The following is a 16,805-nucleotide window of genomic DNA, read 5'->3' on the forward strand; positions in this document are numbered from 1 at the left end:
TCTACGCTAGCCCCATCGGGCTAGCCGCGCCCCCGTGACGCGGAAAAGTCCCTGGTCTTCTACCAATCCGCCTCGTGGCAGCTCTCATCCTTGGCGTACTCCACCTGAATGGTCGCGTGGGCAAGGGAGTAGGTCTCGCGCAGCAACGTCCGCGCGGCGCTGAGCACCGCGGTGGGATCCGCGTCAGGGCTGGCCACGAGATGTGCCGTGGCGACGTCCATGCCGGAGGTGAGCGTCCACACATGAAGATCATGGACCCCTTCTACGCCCTCGATGGAAAGCAGGTCGAGGTCAATCTGGCGGGGATCGGCGCCAGCTGGCGCGTGCTGCGCGAGCACGTGCACTACCTCGCGCCCAAGAATCGTGGCACGGACTGCCACGAAGGCCCCGATCGCGAGTGCAATCACCGTGTCCCACATCCCGTTGCCGGTGGTGCGCACCAGAATGCCCGCCGCAATGACCCCCACGGAACCTAGCGCATCGGCGAAAACCTCGAGGTACGCGCCCTTGACGTTGATCGACTCCTTGGAGCCGCCGCGCAAGAGCATCAAAGCCGCCAGGTTGACAACGAGTCCCACCACGCCAACCACCAGCATGGTTCCTGACGCGAGTTCCGGCTCGTCGCCAATGCGGCCGATCGCCTCCACCACCACGTAGATGCTGACGCCCCACATCAGCAAGACCGTAAGCCCAGAGGCAAAAACCTCGGCGCGGTAGCTTCCGTACGAGCGGGTTCCGGTGCGGTCGGGACGGGTGGCGACTCGGGTCGCGATGAGGGCGGCGCCCAAGGCGACGACGTCGGCGGCCATGTGCCCGGCATCCGTCAGCAGGGCAAGCGAGCCAGATGTGATGGCGCTGATGAGCTCGACCACAAAGAATGCCAGGATTAGGCCGAACGAGACCGCGAGCCGCCAGCGGTGTCGTCCACCGGCGTGCCCCGTGTGACTGTGGCTTCCACTCATCCCAACAGGCTACGCGCCGCATCGGCGGCGCAACAGCCCCTACGCCGAGGCCTGAGTGGCAGGCACGTGGGTGGGGTCGGGGCGCCAGCGCGGAGCTCGGAAGTACACGGCGGAGAAGAGCGCGCCCACGCTCACCATCACGATGCAGATGGTCGCAATGTATGCGTATCCATTGTTGGGGTTGAGGAACGGATAGGGCACCCAACCGTCGGTAATGCCGCGGGCCAGAATGACGCCTAGCCACAGCGCCGGGTAGATGAGTACCACCCACATCTTGCCCAGCGGCAGGGGGCGGCGCGGGCCCGCGATAAGCCAGTCGGCGACCACGATGATGCCGCTCGCCAGGTGCAGCACGGTGTTTGCCCACGGCACCGCGGGGTCATGAAAGGGCGCCAGGAGTAGCCAGTAGATAATCGTGACGACGGTCAGATACACCGCGGCCGATGCTCGCAGCAGTTCCACCCAGTCGGGCCGTGGGCTACGGGTATAGATGGCGGCGACGATCAGTGCGGCGGCCGCAATCGCGTTGGTCTGGTTGGTGAAGAACCCGTAGGTATTGAAGAACTTGAAGGTGCCATCGGTCATCGAGGGCAGGGCCGAGGCCACCACCGCGGCCATAATGCCGAGGGCGGCGAGCACTCTTAACGTCCGCACCGTTGCGTACACGTTCTTGACCTTAGCGTTACCTGAACGCGATGTGGGATCCGCATCGGCGCGCCCTCGGGTTGCCGCCGAGCCCATGTCCCTTTTGGCGCTTTTGCGGCGGGCTTTGCGTGGCCTTTACGTTAAAAATCCCCTAAAAACTTTGTTCGAAGCTACTTCTGCCCCACCTCGTCGTTCTCGGGGTGTCGCCGTAAGTACCAAGCCTCGAAGCCGAACACGACAACCATCGCGACCGCCGCGCCGACGATCACCCAAGGAGCCTCGGCGCCCCGGATCAGTACGAACGCGACCAGTGCCGTCACGTCCGCAGCGAGGGCGGCAATGATGACCCAAGCCTTTGCCTTCACTTCTTTGCGCAGGTGACGAAGCACTCCCCACTGGAGGGCGATGTCCATGATCAGGTAGACGATGATGCCTACGGCGGCGATGGCCGACAACCCAAGCGTCGCGGCGAGCACCGCGGCCACGACTCCGACGTAGACCAGCACATGCTGCCTCATGGTCCCCGGCAAACCAAAGTGACGGTGGGGGATCATCTTCATGTCGGTGACCATGGTGAGCATGCGAGATACGGCGAATAGGCTCGCGATCAGTCCCGTGACGGTCGCGACGACCGCCACCACCACGGTGGCGTTGATGCCGAACTGCCCGAGCGCGGGCTGTGCGGCCTGCGCGAGTGAGTAGTCCTTGGCGTCGACGATCTCGCTGACCGACAGCGACGCCCCTACGCTGAAGCTCACCATCACGTAGAGCGCGGCACAGATGCTCAGCGAGATGATGATGGCCCGGCCAACATTGCGCCGGGGCTCTTTAAGTTCCGCGCCGTCGTTGGTGATGGTGGTGAATCCCTTGTAGGCGAGTACCGCCAGCGCGGTGGCGGCGACAAATCCGCCGATGCTGGTCCCTTGAGCCAGGCCCTCGTCGGCGGCCTTGTAGCTGAAGCCAGAAACGGCGATCGCGGCGATCGCGAGCAACCCGATTCCGCCGATCTTGATGACTGCGCCGACTGTCTGCACCCAGGAAATGGATTCATTGCGAGCCAGATTGATGCCGACGGCGGCGGCTACCAGCGCGACGGCGAGCACCGAGATGAGCCACGGCGGACCACCGCCGAATGGCCTGAGGATGTAGGTGCCGAAGGTGCGCGCTACCAGTGCTTCGTTGAGCACCATCGACAGCGCCATGAGCATCGCTGACCCGGCAGCGATGGTGCGGCGGCCGTAGGCCTGAGTCAGGATCATGGCGATCCCGCCAGCCGACGGATTCACCCGAGTGACCTTGACGTAGGCGTAGGCACTGAGTCCGGCCACGCCCGCGGCCGCCAGGAAGGCGAGCGGGAAGAGTGGTCCGGCTAGTTCGGCAACCTGACCCGTCAGCGCAAAGATGCCTGCACCCACCATGACGCCGGTGCCCATCGCGATTGCGCCGCGTAGCGTCAGGCTGTTCTCGCGGTAGCCGGCCTCGGTGCGATCTGCTGATTTACCCTCGGCACCGCCGTCGATTTTGGCCATCGCGTTACTCCTTCGCAGAGGGGCTGGTTGTCGCTTCTACTTCTTGCTACGCGTCAATGCCTCTGTAAATTCCCAGGCCACGATGGGTGCGTCGAAGTTCTTGGAGCTACGACCCATCATGCGCGGGGCTCGGTAGCCCGTGTTCGGGACCACGTGCCCTCCGCCCTTGACTGCGTAGAGCCGCACGGGAACGCCACTGCCTCCGCCGAACTCCTTGAGGACCACCGACCGGCGCTTGCCCTCGACCCCGGCAACCAGGGTGCGAACCGGGGCACCCTCCACGCTGTTGATGCCAGGATCCGATGCTGGCCCGGCCACGCCGTTGACGCGAGCGAAGGCAATGGCAGAGTCGATCGCCGACTTCACCTCGCCGAGCGGATTGCCGCGACTGCCCGCCCTCCCGCCGGCGAAGGGATTGAGTGGGTCCCTGGTGCCTTCGACCAACATGACTGGCTTGGGGATGCTGAAGTTGATGCAGTCGGAGCTGCCGGGCTCCGACAGGTTCGCCGCATTGGCCACGATGACGGCGAACGTCTTGGGGCTTTGGGCAAGCATCTTGTAGAGCATGTGGGCGCCGTTGGAATAGCCGAAGCCGTACGCGCGCCCGGCGTCGAGGCCGTGCTTCTGGGTCAGGTCCGCCACGAGAGAGGTGAGGAACGCGACATCGTCGATGCCCTCAGCGCGTGCGGGGTACTTGGTGGCCGTGCGGCAGTCGTGCCAACTGCGTTTGTAGCCGTCGGGGTACACCACGACAAATCCTTCGCGGGCCGCGAGTTCTTCGAACTGGTAGCCAGTGATGAAGCGCATGTCTTCAGCATTGGAGCTAGCGCCGTGGAGCACTACCCAAAGGGGGGCGCCGGGTGTGAGGTGAGCCGGCACCACCGCAATGTAGTCGCGGTTGATGTCGCCTACCTTGATCGATAGTCGCGACACGTCGTTGTCTAGTGTGGGCGCGGACGGCTGAGGCGCATAGAACACGATCCAGCCCACCAGCGCAACGATGGCGAGTCCGCCGATGACACCAATCGCAATAAGCATGTATGCCAGCCTACGGCGTGACTAGCCGCCATCGGGTCGACCTGAAAATCAGCAGCGCGAGGATGGTACCGACAGCGAGTATGCCGCCGACCACGATTGCGACCGACGCGTAGCCGTTGCCCGGCTCGAGGAACGGATAGGGGACCCAGCCATCAGTGGCGCCTCGGATGAGTACCACGGTGAGCCACGCAGCGGGATAGAGCAGCACTACCCAGAAATGTGAGGCAGGCAAGCTGTGGCGGGGACCCTCAACTAGCCAATCCGCCAGGACAAAGATGCCGCTGAACAGATGGAGTACCAGGTTGGTCCACACGACGTCCGGTTCCGACGTGGGCGCGAGTAGCGTCCAATACACGGTCGTCACGATAACCAGGTAGACGGTAGCGCTTGCTCGAAGGTACTCGAGCCAGCGCGGCCGCTCGCGGCCAGTGTGGGCAACGGCCAGCCCGAGTGCAGTCGCCCCGATCAGGTTGGTCTGGATGGTGAAGTACCCAAAAAAGTTGAAGAACTCGAAGGTGCCGAGCGATATTGCTCGAGCAGCATCCGTGGTGATCGCAGCAAGAATGATCAAGACGGCCGCGACGCGCGCAAATCTCACAACTCTGTTCATGCGTCTGATGCTACTGCCCGGGCTCTTCCGCACGCTCCTGCGCTTACCTTTGACGGACTTTGGGCACAAGAAAGGAGTCCAGATGCAAGCGCTGGAGTCGCGGTTGCTGTGGGATGCGACAACCGATCCGTTGTTTGCCAGCGAACCTCGCGTCCAGGTCTAGCCGCGTGAAACGGGGCCAGTGGCGGTCCATTGGCACCCCGGATGTCGGTGACACTTAGAGCAATGAACACGCCAGCATCAAGCGCCGCGCCAGCGCTTACGCCCTCCTCGGGCCGTGCGCCGTCGTACCTGCTACTCGCCGTCACGGTCCTCGTCGTCGCGGCGAACCTGCGGGGCGCGATTACGGCACTCGGCCCCATCATCGACCGCGTAGGAACCGACACCGGCCTGTCCGCCGGGGCGCTCGGCGTTCTTGGGGCGCTGCCGATTCTCACCTTCGGAGTAGTGTCGCCGCTGGTCCACCGGCTGTCGTCAAAGTTCGGCGCCGACCGAGCGGTGTTTGGCGCACTGCTACTCCTGACCCTCGGAACTGTGGTGCGGTCACTGCCAGGCTTCAGCGGTTGGCTGTGGGTGGGTACGGTGCTGCTTGCCGCAGCCATCGCGGTGGCAAACGTGCTGATGCCCGCGATAGTCAAGCGGGACTTCCCTCAGAAGGTCTCGCTCATGACCGGCCTGTACTCGGCCGTCATGAGCGGCTTCGCGGCCGTCGCGTCGGGCATCGCGGTCCCCATTGCTAGCTCCGCCAACTGGGAGTTGGCACTGGGAGTCTGGGCCATCCCAGCGCTGATCGCGGCGGGCGTGTGGGTGTTCCGCCTGCGCGGAGCCCAGGCCGCACGCCCCGTTCCTATCCCCGCCACTATGGCGCCCAGTGCCGCCCGGTCCATGTGGAGATCGAGCGTCGCCTGGCAGGTCGCCCTCGTGATGGCGCTGCAGTCCTCTGTCTTCTACCTGCTCATCACCTGGCTACCATCCATCGAGTCGTCGCACGGAGTGGGGGAGTCAGAGGCCGGCTGGCACCTGGTGATTTTCCAGTTGGCCGGCATCATCGGCGGACTCGTAGCCGGTCCGGTGTTGCATGGTCGCCACGACCAGCGCGGCGTGGGAATGGCCACCGCCGGACTCATGGTCGTCGCCATGGTCGGCTTGCTGGTGCTGCCAGGCCTCGTGGTGGTCTGGGTGGCCTTCGCCGGTGCAAGTGCTGGCGCGTCCCTGGTGGTTGCCCTAACCCTGATGTCGGTGCGCGCCCGCACTCCACAAGACTCAGGAAGGCTGTCGGCAATGTCGCAGTCGGTGGGTTATCTGATTGCCTCGCTCGGCCCCATCATGTCCGGGCTCCTCTATGAACTCGCCGACAGCTGGACGCCCGTGCTGGTATTCGCGGCGCTGCTCGCGGCAGGTCAGGGTGGGTTTGTCGCTTTTGCGGGACGCAATCGCTTCACGCACCCGGAATAGTGGCCGGGCCCACGGGCGTTGCTGAAGTAGCAAACACCCGCGACAACCCGAGCACAGGAGCATCACTCATGGCACGCATCACAGTTCTAGGCGGCACCGGCTACGCGGGCGGCGCCATCGTCGCCGACGCGATCACCCGCGATCATGAGGTCGCGTCCTACAGCCGTCGCCTACCCCACTCGTCCGATCTACTCGACGGCGTGAGCTATGAGGTGGGTTCCATCACTGACGCCGCAGTGCGGGCCGACTCCCTGACGGCTACCGATGTGTTGGTCGCCGCACTGTCTCCTCGCGGCGACATGACGGGTCGGGTGCGAAGTCTTTACGCGGAACTCGCCAACGAGGCGGCCGAGTCTGGGGTCAGGTTGGTAGTGATCGGCGGCGCCAGCGCACTGCGCCCCGCGGCAGGCGAGCCCACGTTCGCCGAGTCGGGACAGGCCCCGGCGGCCTTCGCGGAGGAGGCCATGGAGATGTTCGGAGTCCTCCAGGACCTGCAGGCACGGACTGACGACCTCGACTGGCTCTTTGTGAGCCCTGCCCGCACGTTCGGCTCCTACGCGCCGGGCGAGTCCACGGGCCATTACCGAGTGGGCGGCGACGTTGTTGTGACGGACGATGCTGGGGATTCGGTGATCTCCGGGCCTGACTTTGGTCAGGCAGTGGTCGACGAAATCGAGTCGCATGACCACACGCGCCAGCAAGTCACGTTCGCATACTGATCTAGCCTGGCTACATGAGTAAAGACAAGCGGCCTCCCCGACCGCTGCACACCGCGACCGTTTCCCGCACTGAGCCAGTGGCGCCCAATATGATCCGAGTGATCCTCACCGGCGACGGCCTGCGCGCGCTCCCCGAGCTCACGCACACGGATCACTACGTCAAGTTCAAGTTCGGTGACGTGACGCGTACGTACACGATTCGCTCGTTCGATCGTGAGGTCAACGAGATGGCGATTGACTTCGTCATCCACGGCGACGAGGGGCTCGCGGGGCCCTGGGCTGCGCGAGCTCAGCCCGGCGACGAGATCTCGTTCAACGGCCCCGGTGGCAAGTGGCGTCCCAACGCTCAAGCCGATGCGCATCTCTTTGTGGGCGACGAGGCGGCAATTCCCGCCATCGCGGCGGCGCTCGAGGCGCTTCCGGACGATGCTGTGGCACGGGTTTTTGTGGAGGTCGCCTCCGGTGCGCACCACCAACCACTACGCGAGACCTCGCGCACCGAGATCACCTGGGTCCACCGCGATGAGCACAAGACTCCGGCCGGCCGGCCTCTTGGGTACGGCGAGGCGCTGACGCTGACCGTGATGCGTGCGGCCGTTCCAGAGGGGCGAGTCGAGGCCTTCGTCCACGGCAACGCGGACATGATCAAGCCGTTGCGCAGGTACCTGTTCAAGCAGGTGGGAGTACCGCGCGATCAGGTGTCGATCTCCGGATATTGGCGCACCGGCATGAATGAGGACGGCTGGCAGTCCAGCAAGGCCGAGTTCAACGCCGCCATGGAGGCTGAGGACTGACACCTTCCCCTGATAGTTTCGCCATGTGATGCTGGCCGCTGCGCCCGGAGGTGGCCATCATTGGCGCATGGCAGAACAACTTCGTGAAGGCGCCACAGGCACGGACAACGCCCAACAGAGTGGGCCGGCGCAGGGATCTTCCTAAGGAACTGCGCTAGCCTGTCCGCAAACATCCGCGACCAGTGCGCAGGGATCGCGCACTCGGTGAGCCAGCTCGAATGATGAGGAGAAGGCCGTGTCCGTTGAGGGAAACGAGCAGCAGCCGGACGGAGCGGCGCCCGCGCAGCCGCAGTACGCGCAGGTGCCTCCACCGCCACCTCCTGCGGCTCCGGCAAACTATCCGACGGCACCGTCAAACTATCCGGCCGTGCCCCCGCCGCCCCCGTATCCGCAATACGCGCAGGGCTATTCACAGTTCCCGGCCACCTACGCGGTGAAGCCGCCCACCCTCGGCATCACCGTGACGTCGATGTGCCTAGGAATAGCGGCGCTCACGATCGGTTGGCTGTTTGCAGTGCTGGTGCCGCTGTTGGGCATCGCTGCCGTGGTGTGTGGGCACGTAGGTCTGAGCCAGGTAAAGAAATCTCAGCGACCGGTGGGTGGCAAGGGATTCGCCATAGCCGGACTGGTCACCGGCTACTTAGCGATTGCGACGGGTATCGCGCTCGCGGTCTTTTGGTTCGTTCTGATCGCGGCATTTGGGGTATCGGCCGACTGAAGACAGTCAGTGCGCCGAGCGATGGTGACGGTGACGGCAGATGCTACATCTCCTCGTGTGTGTCCGGGTCGCCATCGAAGAGTCGACCATCGGGCTTGGTGAGCCCGGAGATCGCCGCGACCTCAGCATCGGTCAGTTCGAACCCAAACACATTCAGGTTCTCCTCTTGACGTGAAGGCGTCGACGACTTGGGAAGTGGAAGCGAGCCGATCTGCGCGTGCCAGCGCAGGATCACCTGGGCGGGTGTCACACCGTGGGCCTTCGCTGCATCGGCGACTGGGGCCTCGTCGAACGGCGCGCTGCGCTTGCCCAGCGGGCTCCACGCCTCGGTGACGATTCCAAGCTTGTCGTGCGTAGCGCGCATCGACTCCTGGACGAAGTACGGGTGGAGCTCGATCTGGTTGATCGCGGGCGTCACGCCGGAGTCCTCGATGATGTCTGCGAGGTGTTGGGCGGTGAAGTTGGAGACCCCGATGCTGCGGACTAGTCCACGCTTCTGGAGTTCCACGAGCGCGCGCCACGCCTCGCGGTACTTGTTGGTGATGGGGTTGGGCCAGTGGATCAGCAGCACGTCGAGGCGATCCAAACCTAGTCGGGCGACTGACTCATATCCGGCGGCCAACGCTGTGTCGTAGTCGTGGTGTCGACCGGCGAGCTTGCTCTGCACGGTCACCTCGTCTCGAGACACGCCCGTCTCCTCGAGGAAGTCGTGCAACCCACGGCCGACTGCCCCCTCGTTCTCGTAGTTGGTCGCAGAGTCCAATAGGCGGTAGCCGTTGTCGAGAGCGGAGTGAACGACGTCGCGCCCCTCTTCGCCCTTGAGTGGATAAGTCCCGAATCCGATGGCGGGGATCGAGTGGCCGTCGTTGAGCTGGTGTGTGGGTGTCTGAGTCATTCCTCCAGGCTATTACCTCAGCGCGGAGGTCACCACAAGGCCCGGGGCTACTCGCCGGACGCGTCGGTGACGCCTTCATACAGCCCGATGCTGTTTCCATCCGGATCGTTGAAGACCGCCCACCAGCTCGTCTCCGAAATCTGGTCCTTGGCCATCGTCACTGTCGCACCCGCGGCAACCGCGGCGGCGAGGGTGTCGTCGATCGAGTCGACCTCCACGTACGAACGCGGCTGCGTGAATCCCTCGGAACGGGGTGCTAAGCCGCCGCCACTGATGCCGTTGGGGGCAGACCACATGGGGTAGCCCTCGAACCCGGGGATCTCCGCGATCTTCCACCCGAAAAGGTCAGAGTAGAACTGAGATGCGGCGCCGAGCTCCGCCACTGGGATGTCGATGTGCGTGATGTCGCCGTGGGCCATGGTGGTCGCCGTTCGCTACGGATGTGGATTCTCAGTATGCATCGGTAGCGTCAGTTCCGCACTGGATCAGTCGTGCTCGACCCAGCGGTCAATCGCCCACATCACGGCGAAGGCGAGGCCAGGATCCACGCCATCGGCGACGTCCATGATGAACTTGTCGCGCATCGTGACCCACTTCTGGGTGATCTGCATGACGTGACGGTCGTTCGAGTCGTTGACCGTGTAGGACTTCTCCATGACACTGCCGACTACGAGCCACTCGTCGCCGTTGGCGAACGTGATCTCGATCTTGTCGTGGACAAACTTGAACGGCTTCGCGTGCAGGTGCGCCACATGCTCGCCGCTGGCGTCGGCAACGTCAATGCGCTTGGGGATTCCGAGTAGCTTGCCGCGAACCTTGTAGAGGTCCTTCCCGTCGGGTCCCTTGACTTCCGCCTTGGGGCGCGTCCCAATGTGGCCGTCAATGAGGAACAGTTGCTCCTCGGTGTTGGGGTCAAGCACCTTGAAGTCGCGGCCCGCACCGAACTTGCTCTTCATCAGGTACCGGGCAAAGCCGTCAATCGGCGGCGGGATGGCCATGGGATTCTCCAGGGGGTCGCGTGGATTAAGCCGGCAACCCCGAATCTACCTCCCGCGAGGCTCACAACGCGACGTGAATCGCATGCCAGTTCGCCACGTTTTGTTGCCGGCCTACCCCACGACGAAAACAGCGGCCGATGCCAACCTGAGTTGGCATCGGCCGCCGCCGTTGGGGGGTACTAACCGGCTGTTAGTTAGCCGGGGGCATGAGCACCGTGTCGACCAGGTACACGGTCGCGTTGGCGGTCTGGACGCCACCGCAGATGACGTTGGACTCGCCGTTGACCATGATGTCGTCGCCGGTACCGGTCACGGTGAGGTCAGCGCCATTGACGGTGGTGAAGGTGCCGTCGATGTCGTCGGGCTCGATCTGGCCGGGGATCACGTGGTAGGTCAGAATGGAGCTGAGCAGGTCACTGTCGGTCTTGAGGACCTCGATGGTGTCTGCGTCGATCTTGCCGAACGCGTCGTCAACCGGTGCGAACACCGTGAACTCGTCTCCGTTGAGGGTGTCAACGAGGTCGACGTCGGGGTTGAGCTGGCCGCTCACTGCCGCCACGAGCGTGGTGAGCAGCGGGTTGTTCGATGCGGCAACCGCGACCGGGTCCTGAGACATGCCCTGGACGGAGCCTGCGCCTTCCGGAACCGCTGCGGCGTAGTCGGCGCAGGCGGCACCCACGAGGTTGGCGGCCGGGTCCATCATGGCGTCGTCCTCTGCCATCGCGTCGTCCGACATGGCGGGGGTGGGGGCAGGAGCCTCGGTGGACATTGCGGGGGCCGAGTCGGTGTTCTCTACCGCATCGTCCGAGCCGGACGAGGAGCAAGCGGAGAGGGCGAGTGCGCCGGCAAAGACCAGCGCGAATCCTGAGGTCAGCTTCTTAGTGCGTGTAGCCATGATTTCCTCCATAGTGTGTCGCCCGCCGGAACGGACTTCGGTCTGTGGCTTCCCTGGTGGGTTGCCCGCCGCGGTGTGCGGCTTCACAGGAGGTTCGCCCGATGCATCGGGCCGGATTGGTGGCAATCTTCAGAATGATTTGGTTACTCACAAATTCCCAGGTAAATCGGCGGCATCGGCGCCTCGGGCAATCCGGGCCACCCTCCCGGGCGAACCCTCCGTAACTCAACGGAGGCTTACGCCATGGAACTCATCATCATCGGACTGCTCGGCGGTCTTATCACGGGCATCTCGCCCTGCATCCTGCCGGTCCTACCGGTCATCTTCTTAACGGGCGGCGCGCAGTCAGCCCGCACCCGCACGGCCGCACCTGCCCGCGAGAAGGTAGCAGCGGGAATTGGCGGCCAGGTGGGGGCAGGCGCCGCGATCCGGGCCGGCTCTGCTGGAGTCATTAAGGCGGGAGTCGACGCCGATGCTATGCCGGTCGCCCAGCCTGAGGTCTCGCGGTGGCGTCCCTACTTCGTGATTGCGGGCCTGGTCACGAGCTTCACGCTCGTCACCCTGGTGGGCTCGGTGCTCCTCAGCGCGCTGAACCTCCCGCAGGACATCATCCGTTGGGTGGGCACGATCGTCTTGGTGCTCATCGGTATCGGTCTGATTGTTCCCAAGTTCGAGTTCATCCTGGAGAAGCCCTTCGCGTTCCTGCCCAAGCGCAACGTGGACGCTAAGCGCAGTGGGTTCGGAGTGGGCCTTGCCCTAGGCGCAGTATTTGTGCCCTGCGCGGGACCGGTTCTCGCGGCAATCATCGTCGCCGGCTCCACCGGTCAGATCGGGATAGGCACGGTCATCTTGACGCTCTCATTCGCGATCGGCGTCGCTGTGCCGCTGCTGTTCTTCGCCCTCGCCGGCCGCGGTCTTGCGGAGCGCGTCAAAGCGTTCCGCAAGCGTGAGCGCGGACTGCGCGTCGCCGCTGGAGTCGCCATGATCGCTCTCGCGGTGGGCCTCGCCTTCAACGTTCCGCAGAAACTGCAGACCCTCCTCCCCGACTACACCGCGGGCGTGCAGACGCAGCTCACGGACAACGAGAGTGCGCGTGACGCACTCGCGCTTGGTGGCCTGATTAACGACGAGAACAAGGACCTTGACCTTTGCACCGACGGTGCTCCCGAACTCGAGTCTTGCGGCACCGCGCCCAGCATCAAGGGCATCGACTCGTGGCTCAATACTCCTGGTGGTGCAGAAATTGACCTTGCGGACCTGAAGGGTGAGGTAGTGCTCGTGGACTTCTGGGCCTACTCCTGCATCAATTGCCAGCGCTCCATCCCTCACGTGGTGGGCTGGGACGACGCTTACCGCGATGCCGGCCTGAACGTCATTGGAGTGCATTCGCCCGAGTACGCGTTCGAGAAGGACGCGGGCAACGTAGCCGCCGGCGCCAAGGACTTTGGCATCACCTACCCGGTCGCACTCGACAACAACCTGTCCACCTGGACTAACTACCGCAACCGCTACTGGCCCGCGCACTACCTGATCGACGCCGAGGGCACCGTTCGCCACATCGCGTTTGGCGAGGGCAACTACGCCACGACCGAGAAGCTCATCCGCGAGTTGCTCGAGGACGCTGATCCGGACGTGGAGCTGCCCAAGGCGACCGAGACTGTGGACGACACCCCTGACCTGGGCTCCACCACCCAGGAGACCTTCCTGGGATCGTCCAAGGACCTCAACTACGCCGGTACGGATCGTTACGCGCCGGGAGAGGGCTCGTATTCGTTCCCTGACTCTCAGGGCGACGACACCTTCGCGCTTGACGGCGACTGGGACATCCAGACGCAGTACGCGACCCCCACCGCGGACGGAGCGAGCGTCCGGCTGAACTTCCACGCAACCGTGGTGGAGATGGTGCTGGCTGGCACGGGGCAGGTGACCGTGACGCTCGATGACGGCACCGAGACCGTGATTGACGTGGACGGTACGCCGAGGTCCTACGCCTTGGTCAACGACGTGGGCGACGGGCAGCACGTGCTCGACGTCCAGGTGAGCCAGGGCGTGGAGGCGTACTCCTTCACCTTCGGGTGATCTTGTTCGGCACCACCTGAGCGCCCGGTCCTCGCTGAGAGGGGACCGGGCGTTTGCCGTTCTCGGTGTAGTTCCTCGAGGGCGTCAGACGACGGAAAAGGGGGTGATGTGCCGTACCGTCATGGCATGAAATATTTTCTCATCGTCCTGTTGATCGTGTTCCTGGCGCTCGGAATCGTCGGATTTCTAGTGAAGGCGCTGTTGTGGTTGGCATTCTTGGGTTTCATCCTGTTCGCGTTGACCGCCGTGTACTGGTGGTTCCGCGTCAAGCAGTCGCAGTCATCCGGCGCGGCGGAGATAGCGGACTAACGCTGCTAGGAAGCCTGGGCGCTGTCGTCCTGGCGCGCGCTCGCTATGTCGCTAGGGCGCTCACCGGCATTGCCCAGATCCGGTCCTCGATGAGGAAGGAGTCGCCTCCTGTGTGGGCAACAAAGTTAGCGGTGAACGAGTCTCCACGCTGATCTCGGAGCCATGCGAGGTGCCGCGCATCGCGTGCCGTGGGTCGCGTTCCATACTTCACCTCGAAGGCAAAGAGCTCAAGGCCCTCGGTAACGATTGCATCAACCTCGTGCTCACTGGCGCCGGTGCGAAGGTGGAATAGTGAGCCGCGTACGGCGTCGACTTGAGGACGCAGTTGGTGCATCGCGTGGGATTCGAGTTATTGGCCGGCCAACGAGTGTTCGGCCTCGAGGTTGGCCGTGGTGAGGCCAGCGAGCGTTAGAGCAAGGGCCGTATCCGCCAGGTAGCTCTTGGGGTAGGTGGTGAGGCGTGCCAGGCGGTTGCTCTCATAGGCCGGGCTCGGCTCCGTGATGTGGGTGCGTGCCAAGAGAGCCTCGTGGTTTGCCCAGGTGGTCTTGTTGATGTCCGCGGCCTCCCACACCCGCCGCGCAGGGACCGCTTGTGACTCGAGGGTTGCGAGGACGCGCATTGTAGTGAGCAGGCGGGAGGCGTCTCGTCCCTCGTCGCCCGCCCGTTGCGCCACCAGCGCAGCGTAGCCCTCCAGGAAGGTCGCGGGGTCTGCCCATGCTCGCACGGCGGGGAATTCGGAGGTGGCAATCCCGTCGAGCGAAAACGCGCCGCTGCGCCCGGCTGTGGGAGTCGGGCGCTCACCGTTCACTAGGCGTTCTAAGAACGACGGGTGCGCACCGTCACCACGAATTTCAGCCTGGCTCATTGGCCGCATGACAATCCTCGTCGCGCGGCCCGTCAGCGGGAAAGTCGGCCCATAAGTCGCCGGCTCGACGCTCCCGGCAAGTAGGAACTGTCCTGGGGTTAGGTCTACGTCGAACAGCTGCTTCAACGTCCACAGCAGATCAACGCCAGCGAGTTGCCACTCATCTATGAGTACGGGACGCGCGAGGCCACGCAGGTTCTCTTCTGGACTCGCCGTCAGCCTTGCCAGGTCGTGGGGAAGCCTCAGTGTTGATGCTGCTTCTCGCGCGGCCGAGGTTGTCTTCCCTACAGCTCGAGGTCCGTCGACTAGAACGATGGGTGACGCTGCCAGGGCTCGTTTGAGGGCAGCGTCAGTGAGGCGCGGGAGGTACCCTGCTGGGTTTACTGCCGATTCGGTCATGTCAAAAAGTGTGGCCACTAGCGGTTTTTGCGGCTAGTGAGTAGCGGTTTTTGCAGGTTGGCAGTCGTCGCGTGTCGAGCCAATCCACCAGCGCAGGCCATTGTCGGAGTCATTGAGTAGGGTGAATGAAGATCAAGAAGCTCGGCCACACGCCCTCCGGCAGGCCGACTGGCAACCGCGTCCCGCACACGGTGCCCCCGGAGGAAGATCTGCCCGTCGCCAACCGGCGCACGGGAAGAACGGACACCTAAGGAATCGCCATGTTCGATGCATCCTCACCCAAGATTCACCTGCTCCCGCTCAACGACCTCAAGTACGGCAGGCGCCGCGCCAAATATCAGAGGCGCACGGTCACCACGGTCGAGTTTGGCGCCGGCGCCAGTGACCACATCGCCGTCGCGGACGGAGACCGCCGGCCGCTCGTCTGGATCGGTGCGCCACTTGACCTTGCGCTCAAGCCCGGTGACTCGGTGTGGGCACTGTGGTTCGAGGGCTACGTGCAAGGGTGGGGCCCCATCGCCAAGACCGTGTGCCACGATTCGACGTGCGAGCGAGCACTGTACGTCGTCAACGCAGACGGCGCCTTGCGCAGCGTGGCTCACATTGGTGCCACACACTTCTGGGTCGAGCGTGCCTGATGCGACTGGGATCTAGGTGGCGACCTGAATCCCAGCGTGACGGAGGGTAGGGGTGCGTTTGGCATCGGCCGCCCCTAGGTTCCCAATCTTTGCCACAGCCTTGGTGAGTGCGGCGGTGTCCTGGTGGCGCACCTCACCCACGCGCGTGACGCCAATGGTCTTGATACCGGAATACCAGAGCGTCGCGTTCTTCAGGGTGGCGATCGCTGCGTCACGGTATGCCAGCCTGTTCCACAGTCGGGGTGAGTCCATGGTCATCACAATGCGAGCCGTCCGACCCTTCAGGAGCTTGTCCCAGCCTCGACCCGTTGGTGCGTATCGGAACGCGAATCCAGACAGGAACACGGCATCGACCCACGCCTTGAGTGCGGCGGGGTACGACCCCCACCATTGGGGAAAGAGGACCACAAGGTGGTCGGCGCTCTCAACTCGCGCAATGTAGTCGCCTACTCCCGGATCGAGGGCGAGATCGTTGCCGTCCCGGGGCATGCGGAGGTTCCCCCGCTGATGTGGATGCGGGGGTATGGGGTCGGTGGCGAGGTCAATCACGTCGACGTCGGCCCCAGCCTCCCGTGCTGACTCGACGTAAGCCTGTGCCATGGCGTGGTTGAGGGAATCGGTCACCGGGGTGCCGATGACCACCAGAATGCTAGTCATGCGAAGGGGCCCTTCTCCAGGAGGAGTTCGGTGAGAACGCCGAGTTGACGGTTAAGTTGGTGTGGATCGATGCCCGCGGCGCGGGGGTCGTCGAAGAGTGAGGTGAACGCCCTGTCCAGGTCGCGGCCGCCGGTTTCTACCAGCTCACGTGCAGTGTCTGACAGTTCGATCACCACGCGTCGGGCGTTCGCGGGGTCGTCGCGAGTGACGATCCAGCCGCCGGCGACCATGCTCGGCACTCGTTTAGACACTGCGGCCTTCGACACGCCTAGGCAGCGAGCGAGCGAGGTGACGTCAGTCGGCTCGACGTCCGCGCACACTGCGAGGAAGACGAACTGGCTGCCGGTCACGCCGTACTTGTCGATCAAGAGGGAGTCGGCGGCCTCGTCAAGCGCGGCGACGACTTCGTGCAGGGTGAAGGTGATCTTGTCGGACATATTCAGTAGTAAACCAGTTGACACCTCGGTTGTCAACAGGTTGACATTGACGGTGCATCGGAGACGCGTCAAGCCCGATGCTGTGGTCATCACAGCATCGGGCTAGGCACTTGTCACGGGGGGGTCTGTCGCGTGTCGACGGCGAGGACCCCTCGCGCGGAAT

General features: G+C 64.0%; 20 protein-coding genes and 1 riboswitch. Of the genes, 7 read left to right on the plus strand and 13 right to left on the minus strand.

Annotated features, from left to right (window positions below):
- Positions 1 to 59: 59 nt before the first annotated feature.
- The 5 genes from AOP77_RS06470 to AOP77_RS06490 form a co-directional block, all read right to left on the minus strand.
- Entirely contained in the window at positions 60 to 962 is a 903-nt protein-coding gene (locus AOP77_RS06470; protein WP_062210874.1) for a cation diffusion facilitator family transporter, read from the minus strand.
- Between the two features lie 39 nt (positions 963 to 1,001).
- On the minus strand, positions 1,002 to 1,703 hold the full coding sequence (locus tag AOP77_RS06475) for a Pr6Pr family membrane protein (protein WP_062210877.1): 702 nt from the start codon (positions 1,701 to 1,703) through the stop codon (positions 1,002 to 1,004).
- Between the two features lie 74 nt (positions 1,704 to 1,777).
- Complete coding sequence (locus tag AOP77_RS06480; RefSeq protein WP_062210881.1) at positions 1,778 to 3,136, minus strand: APC family permease; 1,359 nt, start codon at positions 3,134 to 3,136, stop codon at positions 1,778 to 1,780.
- A gap of 36 nt (positions 3,137 to 3,172) precedes the next feature.
- Positions 3,173 to 4,174 carry a CE1 family esterase gene (locus tag AOP77_RS06485; RefSeq protein WP_062210884.1) on the minus strand — a complete coding sequence of 334 codons (1,002 nt, stop codon included), beginning with the start codon at positions 4,172 to 4,174 and terminating at the stop codon, positions 3,173 to 3,175.
- A gap of 10 nt (positions 4,175 to 4,184) precedes the next feature.
- Entirely contained in the window at positions 4,185 to 4,784 is a 600-nt protein-coding gene (locus tag AOP77_RS06490) for a Pr6Pr family membrane protein (RefSeq protein ID WP_152649791.1), read from the minus strand.
- 225 nt (positions 4,785 to 5,009) lie between these two features.
- Between AOP77_RS06490 and AOP77_RS06495 the strand changes: the two genes are divergently transcribed.
- The 4 genes from AOP77_RS06495 to AOP77_RS06510 all read left to right on the plus strand — a co-directional run bounded on the left by AOP77_RS06495 (position 5,010) and on the right by AOP77_RS06510 (position 8,470).
- Entirely contained in the window at positions 5,010 to 6,239 is a 1,230-nt protein-coding gene (locus AOP77_RS06495) for an MFS transporter (RefSeq protein WP_062210891.1), read from the plus strand.
- A gap of 68 nt (positions 6,240 to 6,307) precedes the next feature.
- Positions 6,308 to 6,958, plus strand: a complete 651-nt coding sequence (locus AOP77_RS06500; RefSeq protein ID WP_062210894.1) for an NAD(P)-dependent oxidoreductase — start codon at positions 6,308 to 6,310, stop codon at positions 6,956 to 6,958.
- Positions 6,959 to 6,972: 14 nt separating this feature from the next.
- Positions 6,973 to 7,752: a siderophore-interacting protein gene (locus AOP77_RS06505; RefSeq protein WP_062210897.1), complete on the plus strand. Its 780-nt coding sequence runs from the start codon at positions 6,973 to 6,975 to the stop codon at positions 7,750 to 7,752.
- 235 nt (positions 7,753 to 7,987) lie between these two features.
- Positions 7,988 to 8,470 (plus strand): DUF4190 domain-containing protein, encoded by a 483-nt coding sequence (locus tag AOP77_RS06510; RefSeq protein WP_062210900.1) that lies wholly within the window; start codon positions 7,988 to 7,990, stop codon positions 8,468 to 8,470.
- 43 nt (positions 8,471 to 8,513) lie between these two features.
- Here AOP77_RS06510 and AOP77_RS06515 read toward each other — a convergent pair whose 3' ends face one another.
- The 4 genes from AOP77_RS06515 to AOP77_RS06530 all read right to left on the minus strand — a co-directional run bounded on the left by AOP77_RS06515 (position 8,514) and on the right by AOP77_RS06530 (position 11,258).
- Positions 8,514 to 9,365: an aldo/keto reductase gene (locus AOP77_RS06515; RefSeq protein WP_062210902.1), complete on the minus strand. Its 852-nt coding sequence runs from the start codon at positions 9,363 to 9,365 to the stop codon at positions 8,514 to 8,516.
- A gap of 47 nt (positions 9,366 to 9,412) precedes the next feature.
- Complete coding sequence (locus AOP77_RS06520) at positions 9,413 to 9,784, minus strand: VOC family protein (RefSeq protein ID WP_062210905.1); 372 nt, start codon at positions 9,782 to 9,784, stop codon at positions 9,413 to 9,415.
- 66 nt (positions 9,785 to 9,850) lie between these two features.
- Positions 9,851 to 10,363 carry an LURP-one-related/scramblase family protein gene (locus tag AOP77_RS06525; RefSeq protein WP_062210908.1) on the minus strand — a complete coding sequence of 171 codons (513 nt, stop codon included), beginning with the start codon at positions 10,361 to 10,363 and terminating at the stop codon, positions 9,851 to 9,853.
- Between the two features lie 190 nt (positions 10,364 to 10,553).
- A complete protein-coding gene (locus AOP77_RS06530; protein ID WP_062210911.1) occupies positions 10,554 to 11,258 on the minus strand; it encodes a fasciclin domain-containing protein in 705 nt (234 codons plus the stop codon).
- 243 nt (positions 11,259 to 11,501) lie between these two features.
- Here AOP77_RS06530 and AOP77_RS06535 point away from each other — a divergent pair, with 243 nt between their 5' ends.
- Both AOP77_RS06535 and AOP77_RS06540 read left to right on the plus strand, forming a co-directional pair.
- Positions 11,502 to 13,337 carry a cytochrome c biogenesis protein DipZ gene (locus AOP77_RS06535; protein ID WP_062210914.1) on the plus strand — a complete coding sequence of 612 codons (1,836 nt, stop codon included), beginning with the start codon at positions 11,502 to 11,504 and terminating at the stop codon, positions 13,335 to 13,337.
- 126 nt (positions 13,338 to 13,463) lie between these two features.
- The gene (locus AOP77_RS06540; protein ID WP_062210917.1) at positions 13,464 to 13,646 is read left to right on the plus strand and encodes a hypothetical protein; all 183 of its coding nucleotides are present in this window, start codon (positions 13,464 to 13,466) and stop codon (positions 13,644 to 13,646) included.
- A gap of 43 nt (positions 13,647 to 13,689) precedes the next feature.
- Here AOP77_RS06540 and AOP77_RS06545 read toward each other — a convergent pair whose 3' ends face one another.
- Both AOP77_RS06545 and AOP77_RS12115 read right to left on the minus strand, forming a co-directional pair.
- Complete coding sequence (locus tag AOP77_RS06545; protein WP_062210920.1) at positions 13,690 to 13,980, minus strand: DUF4143 domain-containing protein; 291 nt, start codon at positions 13,978 to 13,980, stop codon at positions 13,690 to 13,692.
- A 15-nt stretch (positions 13,981 to 13,995) separates the two neighbouring features.
- The gene (locus AOP77_RS12115; RefSeq protein WP_084622370.1) at positions 13,996 to 14,910 is read right to left on the minus strand and encodes a DUF8612 domain-containing protein; all 915 of its coding nucleotides are present in this window, start codon (positions 14,908 to 14,910) and stop codon (positions 13,996 to 13,998) included.
- 130 nt (positions 14,911 to 15,040) lie between these two features.
- Positions 15,041 to 15,156: riboswitch (SAM riboswitch) on the plus strand.
- Between the two features lie 14 nt (positions 15,157 to 15,170).
- Between AOP77_RS12115 and AOP77_RS06555 the strand changes: the two genes are divergently transcribed.
- Positions 15,171 to 15,548 (plus strand): hypothetical protein, encoded by a 378-nt coding sequence (locus AOP77_RS06555; RefSeq protein WP_062210927.1) that lies wholly within the window; start codon positions 15,171 to 15,173, stop codon positions 15,546 to 15,548.
- A 12-nt stretch (positions 15,549 to 15,560) separates the two neighbouring features.
- Here AOP77_RS06555 and AOP77_RS06560 read toward each other — a convergent pair whose 3' ends face one another.
- Both AOP77_RS06560 and AOP77_RS06565 read right to left on the minus strand, forming a co-directional pair.
- The gene (locus tag AOP77_RS06560; protein ID WP_062210930.1) at positions 15,561 to 16,205 is read right to left on the minus strand and encodes an NAD(P)H-dependent oxidoreductase; all 645 of its coding nucleotides are present in this window, start codon (positions 16,203 to 16,205) and stop codon (positions 15,561 to 15,563) included.
- Positions 16,202 to 16,642: a MarR family winged helix-turn-helix transcriptional regulator gene (locus AOP77_RS06565; RefSeq protein ID WP_062210932.1), complete on the minus strand. Its 441-nt coding sequence runs from the start codon at positions 16,640 to 16,642 to the stop codon at positions 16,202 to 16,204. Before AOP77_RS06565 ends, AOP77_RS06560 begins: the two co-directional genes overlap by 4 nt.
- Positions 16,643 to 16,805: the final 163 nt, after the last annotated feature.

This window comes from Demequina oxidasica, assembly GCF_000975115.1.
GTDB lineage: Bacteria > Actinomycetota > Actinomycetes > Actinomycetales > Demequinaceae > Demequina > Demequina oxidasica.

Excerpts from the sequence above, each read along its gene's own strand:
- AOP77_RS06485 (WP_062210884.1), bottom strand. The coding sequence starts at position 4,174 with ATGCTTATTGCGATTGGTGTCATCGGCGGACTCGCCATCGTTGCGCTG.
- AOP77_RS12115 (WP_084622370.1), bottom strand. The coding sequence starts at position 14,910 with ATGACCGAATCGGCAGTAAACCCAGCAGGGTACCTCCCGCGCCTCACT.
- AOP77_RS06545 (WP_062210920.1), bottom strand. The coding sequence starts at position 13,980 with ATGCACCAACTGCGTCCTCAAGTCGACGCCGTACGCGGCTCACTATTC.
- AOP77_RS06520 (WP_062210905.1), bottom strand. The coding sequence starts at position 9,784 with ATGGCCCACGGCGACATCACGCACATCGACATCCCAGTGGCGGAGCTC.
- AOP77_RS06470 (WP_062210874.1), bottom strand. The coding sequence starts at position 962 with ATGAGTGGAAGCCACAGTCACACGGGGCACGCCGGTGGACGACACCGC.
- AOP77_RS06490 (WP_152649791.1), bottom strand. The coding sequence starts at position 4,784 with ATGAACAGAGTTGTGAGATTTGCGCGCGTCGCGGCCGTCTTGATCATT.
- AOP77_RS06500 (WP_062210894.1), top strand. The coding sequence starts at position 6,308 with ATGGCACGCATCACAGTTCTAGGCGGCACCGGCTACGCGGGCGGCGCC.
- AOP77_RS06480 (WP_062210881.1), bottom strand. The coding sequence starts at position 3,136 with ATGGCCAAAATCGACGGCGGTGCCGAGGGTAAATCAGCAGATCGCACC.
- AOP77_RS06515 (WP_062210902.1), bottom strand. The coding sequence starts at position 9,365 with ATGACTCAGACACCCACACACCAGCTCAACGACGGCCACTCGATCCCC.
- AOP77_RS06495 (WP_062210891.1), top strand. The coding sequence starts at position 5,010 with ATGAACACGCCAGCATCAAGCGCCGCGCCAGCGCTTACGCCCTCCTCG.
- AOP77_RS06565 (WP_062210932.1), bottom strand. The coding sequence starts at position 16,642 with ATGTCCGACAAGATCACCTTCACCCTGCACGAAGTCGTCGCCGCGCTT.
- AOP77_RS06475 (WP_062210877.1), bottom strand. The coding sequence starts at position 1,703 with ATGGGCTCGGCGGCAACCCGAGGGCGCGCCGATGCGGATCCCACATCG.
- AOP77_RS06535 (WP_062210914.1), top strand. The coding sequence starts at position 11,502 with ATGGAACTCATCATCATCGGACTGCTCGGCGGTCTTATCACGGGCATC.
- AOP77_RS06525 (WP_062210908.1), bottom strand. The coding sequence starts at position 10,363 with ATGGCCATCCCGCCGCCGATTGACGGCTTTGCCCGGTACCTGATGAAG.
- AOP77_RS06560 (WP_062210930.1), bottom strand. The coding sequence starts at position 16,205 with ATGACTAGCATTCTGGTGGTCATCGGCACCCCGGTGACCGATTCCCTC.
- AOP77_RS06505 (WP_062210897.1), top strand. The coding sequence starts at position 6,973 with ATGAGTAAAGACAAGCGGCCTCCCCGACCGCTGCACACCGCGACCGTT.
- AOP77_RS06555 (WP_062210927.1), top strand. The coding sequence starts at position 15,171 with ATGTTCGATGCATCCTCACCCAAGATTCACCTGCTCCCGCTCAACGAC.
- AOP77_RS06530 (WP_062210911.1), bottom strand. The coding sequence starts at position 11,258 with ATGGCTACACGCACTAAGAAGCTGACCTCAGGATTCGCGCTGGTCTTT.
- AOP77_RS06540 (WP_062210917.1), top strand. The coding sequence starts at position 13,464 with ATGAAATATTTTCTCATCGTCCTGTTGATCGTGTTCCTGGCGCTCGGA.